The organism is Kineococcus vitellinus (assembly GCF_009906315.1).
GTDB classification, from domain to species: Bacteria; Actinomycetota; Actinomycetes; order Actinomycetales; family Kineococcaceae; genus Kineococcus; species Kineococcus vitellinus.
In genome coordinates this window covers 1-6,336 of record NZ_JAAALL010000261.1, presented here as the reverse complement: position 1 = coordinate 6,336, position 6,336 = coordinate 1, and the positions used below count along the sequence as shown (strand labels likewise).

Sequence of the window (6,336 nt, the reverse complement as noted above, 5' to 3'; positions counted from 1 at the left end):
GGCCGGGGCGGCGGGGGCGCTGGGCGGGCACCTGGCCTACCGCTGGGCCGCGGGCCCCAACCACGCCGAGCACCTGCACCACCTGGCCGGTGAGGGGCAGGGGTCCACCGACGTCGGCGCGCTGGCGGAGCTGCCGGAGGGCACGCCCGTGCAGCGCCGCGTCGGCGAGGCACCGGTGTGCCTGCTGCGCCGCGGCTCGCAGGTGCCGGCGCTGACCGCCACCTGCACCAACGACGGCGGCCCGCTGCACGAGGGCGCGGTGCGCGGCAGCGGGGAGCAGACCGCGATCACCTGCCCGTGGTGCGCCAGCACCTTCCGCTTCACCGACGGGGCCGTCCTGGACGGGCCCGCGAGCTCGCCGCAGCCCACCGTGCAGACCCGGGTGCACGAGGGCCGGGTCCTGGCCCGGGTGGTCGGCCCGCCGCGCTGAGCGGCGGGGCGGGCGGCGTTTGCGCCCGCGCACGACGGGTAGGTGGCGAGTACGACCATCCGCAGACGCTGAGAGGGGCACTCCGTGTACCGCCACACCCGCGAACTGCAGTTCACCGCAAAGCCCGAGAAGCCCGACGCGCTGTTCGCCGCGAAGTTCCAGGAGATCCTGGGCGGGCAGTTCGGCGAGATGACCGTGATGATGCAGTACCTGTTCCAGGGCTGGAACTGCCGCGTCCCCGGCAAGTACAAGGACATGATCCTCGACATCGGGACCGAGGAGATCAGCCACGTCGAGATGCTGACGGTGATGCTGGCCCGCCTGCTCGAGGGCGCCCCCGGTGAGACGACCGAGAAGGCCGCGGCCGCCAACCCCGTCCTCGCCGCCGTCCTCGGCGGGCAGAACCCGCAGCACGCGATCGTCTCGGGCGGTGGCGCCCGCCCCACCGACTCGCAGGGCAACCCGTGGAACGCCGGGTACATCATCGCCAGCGGGAACCTGCTCACCGACTTCCGCTCCAACGCGGCCGCCGAGGGGCAGAGCCGGCTGATGACCAGCCGCATCGCCAACATGACCGACGACCGCGGCGTGAAGGAGATGCTGGCCTTCAACCTGGCCCGCGACACCTACCACCAGCAGCAGTGGATGTACGGCATCCAGATGCTCGTCGAGGAGGGCTTCGCGGAGTCCGAGATCGAGCGCTCGAACGGCGACTGGGAGGACGCGGAGGCCGCGCACGTCTTCTACACCAACGAGGGCAGCCGCGCCGGTGAGGGCCTGTGGGCCACCGGCAACAGCGTCGTCGACGGCCAGCCGTTCCGCACCGAGCCGCTGCGCCCGCTCACCGACGACCAGGGCATCCTGCCCGCCCCCGACCCGCTGCAGTACGTCACCTACGACGGCAGCCAGGGCCCGGGCAAGCCGGGCAACGCCGTCGGCGGCGCGGTGCAGCAGGCCGAGAACGTCGTCACCAAGGTCAAGGACGCCATCACCGGCGACAAGCACTGAGGTCCGCTCGCCAGCGGCCGGTCCCGCAGCGCCGTCCAGGCGCCGGGGGGCCGGCCGCTGGTGCGTCCGCCTCAGGCCGGGAAGGCCTCGGCGAGCCGCTGCCACTGGTCCCCGACCAGCGGCAGCACCCCGCCGTGCTTGGTGTTCGGCGGGATGCTGAACCCCCCGGGCGGCAGCGGTGTCCACCGCCCGCTCGCCGGGTCGTCGCTCACCAGCGCCGTGTAACCCTGCGGGCGCACCTCGAACTGGTCGACGAGCAGGTACCAGACGCCGCGGCGGCGGTCGCGGAAGACGATCGGCGCCTCGACGTCGGCGTACAGCTCGTCGGCGATGCGGGTGGCCACCAGCTCCCAGCCGGAGCCGGCGTCGGTCTCCTGGAACAGCTTGAGCGCGTCCGGCCGGCGCGAGTCGTCCTTGGAGACGCGGACGGCGAGGTCGCCGTCGCGGAAGGTCGTCGTGTCGATGACCGAGAAGCCCCGGTCGATGACCACCTCGGCCGGCCCGGCGGAGCGGAAGTCGCGGGTGCGGGCGGCCAGGACGCGGCTGTGGCTGGGACCGCGGTGGTCGGTGTCCTGCGGGTCGTACAGCGTCGAGGACCAGTGGACGAGGAACTCGCCGCTCGCCTCGTCGAAGACGGCCTCGGGCGCCCAGGCCATCCCGGCCGTCGGCGGTGCGATCTCCAGCGCCCAGGGCTGCGACCAGTGCACGAGGTCCTCCGAGCGCCAGACGACGACGTCGCGGCTGCCGGTGCGCGTCCACTCGTCCCAGCCGCGGCCGTCCCCGCCGTAGATGCGCAGGTCGGTGGCGACGACGAAGAACTCCCCCGCGCCGGCGACGACGTGGGGGTCGCGGACCCCGGTGGTGCCGGAGGACCAGATGAGGACGGGCTCCCCGCGGTTGCGGCGCGTCCACCGGCGGGCGTCGTCGCCGTCGCTGAGGGAGAAGAAGACCTGCTCGCCGTGGCCGTCGGGGGCCTCCACGTGGTGCACCAGCAGGTAGCCGTGCTCGTCGGGCACCGGAGCCCTCCTCGCTGTCCTGCCCGACCGGGTCGCCGGACGCGCGCAGGCTACCCGTCGGCGCGCCTCAGCCGAAGTAGACGGCGACGGGACGGCCGTCGATCTCGTGCACGTCCACGGGGGTGTCGAACACCGCCTCCAGAACCCGGGGGCGCATCATCTCGCGCGGTGTCCCCTGGGCCACGACCTCGCCGTCGCGCAGCGCGATGAGGTGGTCGGACCAGCGGGCGGCGAAGTTCACGTCGTGCACGACCATGACGACGGACTTGCCGAGGTCGTCGGCCGCGCGCCGCAGCCGGCGCATCATCCGCACGGCGTGCTTCATGTCGAGGTTGTTCAGCGGTTCGTCGAGCAGCACGTAGCGGGTGTCCTGGGCGAGGACCATCGCGACGTGGGCGCGCTGGCGCTGGCCGCCGGAGAGCTGGTCGATGGGCCGCTGCTGCAGGTCCAGCAGGTCCAGCAGGTCCAGCGCCTGGTCGACCAGGCGCTCGTCCTCGGCGCCCGGACGGCCCCGCGAGTGCGGGAAGCGCCCGAACGAGACCAGCTCGCGGACCGTCAACCGCAGGTCGAAGTGGTTCTCCTGGCGCAGCACCGCCAGGGCGGTGGCGACGTCGCGCGAGCGGGTCGCGTGCACGTCCAGCGGGCCGTCCGGGCCGTCGAGGACGACCGAGCCGGTGTCGGGCACCAGCAACCGGCCGACGGTGGTCAGCAGCGTGGACTTGCCCGCGCCGTTGCTGCCGATGAGCGAGGTGATGCCGTGGTCGGGGAACCGCAGGGACACCGGCCCCAGCACGGTCGTGCCGCCGTAGCTCGTGCTCACGCCGTCGACGGTGATCACAGTCTTCCCTTCCGCAGGAGCAGGACGAGGAACAGCCCGCCGCCGACGACGTCGAGGACGACCGTCAGCATGCCGGAGGCGGCGAAGACGTGCTCCAGCACGAACTGCAACCCCACCAGCAGCAGCGTCCCGAACAGGAACGCCATCGGCAGCAGGTGGACGTGCCGCTCGCTGCCGACCAGCTGCCGCGCCACCGTGGCCGCGATGAACCCGAAGAACGTCATGGGCCCGACCAGGGCCGTCGACAGGGCGATGAGGACGCTGACGACGACGAGCACGGTCGTCAGCTCGCGGCGGTGGTCCAGGCCGAGGTTGGTGGCGACGTCGCGGCCCAGCTGCAGGACGTCCAGCCGGTGCACCCGCCGGGCCACGAACCACCCCGCCAGCACGCACACGCCGAGCGCGAGCGGCAGCGAGGCCGCGTCGACGGAGTTCATCCGGGCGAACAGCCGCAGCGAGAGCAGGTCGTAGTCCGTGGGCGACAGGACCCGCTGCAAGAACGTCGCCAGGCTGTCGAAGGCCATCCCGAGGGTGACCCCGACCAGGAGCAGGACGTTGAGGTTCCCCCAGCGCGCGGTGAACAGCCACCGGAACAGCACGGTGGCGAACGCGACCATCACGAGGGTCTGCACCACGACCTTCGCCAGCCCGTCGGTGGCCGTCAGGACGCGGCCGCCCCACACGACCACCAGCGCGGTCTGCACGAGGACGTAGACCGAGTCCAGTCCCATGATGGACGGCGTCAGCACCCGGTTGCGGGTGACCGACTGGAACAGCACGGTCGCCACCGACTGCGCGAAACCGGCGACCAGCATCGCCCCCAGCATCGTCAGCCGGCGGTGCAGCGCGTACTCGAAGCTGCCGCGCACGAAGGCGAACAGGTAGGCGAGCACGACGACGGCGAGCAGGACGCCGACGACGGCGGTCCGCGCTCGCGGGGACGGCGCGCGCCACCGCAGGGGTCGCAGGGCCCGCGGGCGCCGGGGCCGCAGCAGGGTGTCAGCCACGCAACGACCTCCGGCGCACCAGGACCAGGCCCACGAACCCGAGGGCACCGACGGCACCGAGGACGACCGACACGGGGATCTCCAGCGGGAAGACGACGGTGCGGCCGATCAGGTCGCAGCCGATGACGAGCGCGGCGCTGACGAGCACGACGACCGGCAGGTTCGCGCGGACGTCGTCGCCGCGCAGCACGCTGACGACGTTGGGGACGACGAGGCCCACGAACGGCAGGAAGCCCACCACGACACCGGTGACCCCGGTGGCCAGCGCGACGGCCGCGCTGCCGAGCAGGACGACCCGGTCGTGGTCCAGGCCCAGGTTGCGGGCCACGTCGGGGCCGAGCCCTGCGACGGTGAACCACTGCGCGCAGCAGAACACCAGCAGGACCACCGCACCGGCGGCGTAGAGCGGTTCGTAGTGGCCGGCGGTGACGCTGTTGAAACCGCCGGAGCGCCAGGCGGCCAGGGACTGCTGCAGCTCGGCGCGGGTGGCCAGCAGCAGCGTCACCGCACCGACGAGGGAGCCGAGCATCATGCCGACCAGCGGCACGACGACCGAGGAGCGCAGCGCCACCCGCCGCAGCACCCCGAGGAACACCAGGGTCCCGGCGAAGGCGAACGCGCTGGCGACGGTCATCTTCACCAGGACGGGCGCCTGCGGCCACACGAGCAGCACGAGCAGGATCCCCAGGGCCGACCACTGCGCCGACCCGGTCGTGGTCGGCTCGACGAACCGGTTCCGGGTGATCATCTGCATGACGGTGCCGGAGACGCCCATGGCGGCGGCGGCCAGCACGAGCGCCACCGTGCGGGGGACGCGGGAGATGAAGAACATCTCCCGCGCCGACCCGGCGGTCCACAGGTCCGACAGCGAGATGTCGTAGCCGCCGACGGCCAGCGAGGCCGCGACGAGGACGAGCACGAGCACGAGCGCGGCGATCGTGCTCGCCGCGCCCCTGCCGGTGGTGGCCGGCGCGGACCTCATGCCGCGCTGAAGGCGTCCGCGATCTGCTCGTACACCGCCGTGTAGGTCTGGATGCCCTCGGTGACGTAGAAGTCGCTGGGCAGGTAGACGACCTGGTCCTGCGTGACGAAGGTCGTCTGCGCCCACGCCTGCTGGCCGGCGACGACCTGCTGCGCCGCCGGGGCGCCCTCGGTGCCGACCGCCGCGTCGCGGTCCATGAGGATCATCCAGTCCGGGTTCAGCTGCGCGATCGTCTCCGGCGCCAGGCCGGAGTCGTTGTGCACGGCCGTGGCCTCGTCCTGGGTGGGCAGCACGTTGCGCAGCTCCAGCGGCTCCAGCAGCGGGGCGAGGCGGCTGGTGCCGTTGTCGACGTGCCCGCCGGTGAGGCTGGCCAGGAACACCGTCTCGGTGCCGGTGGCGTCGGCGGCCTCCTGCTCGGCGGCCCGCAGCGCGTCGACGAGCTCCTGCGCGACGTCGGTGGCGCCCAGCACCTCGCCCAGGGTGCGGGTCTGGGTCTCCAGGGCCTGGACGAACCCGCCCTCGGAGTCCGCGGAGGGCGCGACGTCGATGGTCGGCGCGATCCGCGTCAGCTCGTCGTAGTGGTCGGCGAAGCGGTACCCGCCGACGATCAGGTCGGGCTCGGCCGCGTTGAGCGCCTCGAAGTCGGGGTCGCGGTGGGTGCCCACGTCCGCGATCGCCTCGTCGGCCTCCCAGTCCTCGAACCCGGTCGCCGGCAGCAGCTCCTCGGGGACCGCGACCGGCTCGACGCCCATCGCCTTGAGGGTCGCGAAGGAGGTGTTGTCGAGCGCCGCGACGCGGACCGGCTGCGCCGGGACCTCGACCTCGCCCTGGTTCGTGGAGACCGTGCGGGTGGTCGGCTCGGCCGCGGCGGCCGCGGCGTCCTCCTCGTCCGAGGAGCAGCCGGCCAGACCGAGCGCCACGGCCAGTGCCAGCGGCGCGGTGATCACGGTTGCGCGGCGGAGGGTTCTCACGACGGGCCTCTCAGGGGTGGGGGGCGTGCGCCGGCGGGCCGCACTGTGGTGAGCCTACCCTCACCGCGAGGGTCCCCTCACGAC

Annotated in this window: 7 protein-coding genes; 2 read left to right on the top strand and 5 right to left on the bottom strand. The window is 73.1% G+C overall.

What is annotated here, in order from left to right:
- Together GTQ99_RS18305 and GTQ99_RS18300 are read left to right on the top strand one after the other, a co-directional pair.
- A partial coding sequence (locus GTQ99_RS18305) for a Rieske (2Fe-2S) protein (protein ID WP_166617158.1) occupies window positions 1-430 on the top strand: 430 nt, incomplete at its 5' end.
- An 84-nt stretch (window positions 431-514) separates the two neighbouring features.
- Window positions 515-1,438, top strand: a complete 924-nt coding sequence (locus GTQ99_RS18300) for a manganese catalase (protein ID WP_166617157.1) — start codon at window positions 515-517, stop codon at window positions 1,436-1,438.
- 71 nt (window positions 1,439-1,509) lie between these two features.
- On the opposite strand, the gene GTQ99_RS18295 is transcribed toward GTQ99_RS18300, so the two are convergent.
- From GTQ99_RS18295 to GTQ99_RS18275, 5 genes are all read right to left on the bottom strand, one after another.
- On the bottom strand, window positions 1,510-2,454 hold the full coding sequence (locus GTQ99_RS18295) for a glycoside hydrolase family 43 protein (RefSeq protein ID WP_166617156.1): 945 nt from the start codon (window positions 2,452-2,454) through the stop codon (window positions 1,510-1,512).
- Between the two features lie 67 nt (window positions 2,455-2,521).
- Window positions 2,522-3,292, bottom strand: coding sequence for an iron ABC transporter ATP-binding protein (locus GTQ99_RS18290; RefSeq protein WP_166617155.1), 771 nt, complete (start codon window positions 3,290-3,292; stop codon window positions 2,522-2,524).
- Window positions 3,289-4,299, bottom strand: coding sequence for an iron chelate uptake ABC transporter family permease subunit (locus GTQ99_RS18285; protein ID WP_205707762.1), 1,011 nt, complete (start codon window positions 4,297-4,299; stop codon window positions 3,289-3,291). Before GTQ99_RS18285 ends, GTQ99_RS18290 begins: the two co-directional genes overlap by 4 nt.
- Window positions 4,292-5,281: an iron chelate uptake ABC transporter family permease subunit gene (locus GTQ99_RS18280; protein WP_166617153.1), complete on the bottom strand. Its 990-nt coding sequence runs from the start codon at window positions 5,279-5,281 to the stop codon at window positions 4,292-4,294. Before GTQ99_RS18280 ends, GTQ99_RS18285 begins: the two co-directional genes overlap by 8 nt.
- The gene (locus GTQ99_RS18275; RefSeq protein WP_205707761.1) at window positions 5,278-6,228 is read right to left on the bottom strand and encodes an ABC transporter substrate-binding protein; all 951 of its coding nucleotides are present in this window, start codon (window positions 6,226-6,228) and stop codon (window positions 5,278-5,280) included. The genes GTQ99_RS18280 and GTQ99_RS18275 overlap by 4 nt, the downstream gene beginning before the upstream one ends.
- Between the last annotated feature and the right edge of the window lie 108 nt (window positions 6,229-6,336).

Coding starts and splice junctions, on each gene's coding strand:
- GTQ99_RS18280 (WP_166617153.1), bottom strand. CDS start 5,281: ATGAGGTCCGCGCCGGCCACCACCGGCAGGGGCGCGGCGAGCACGATC.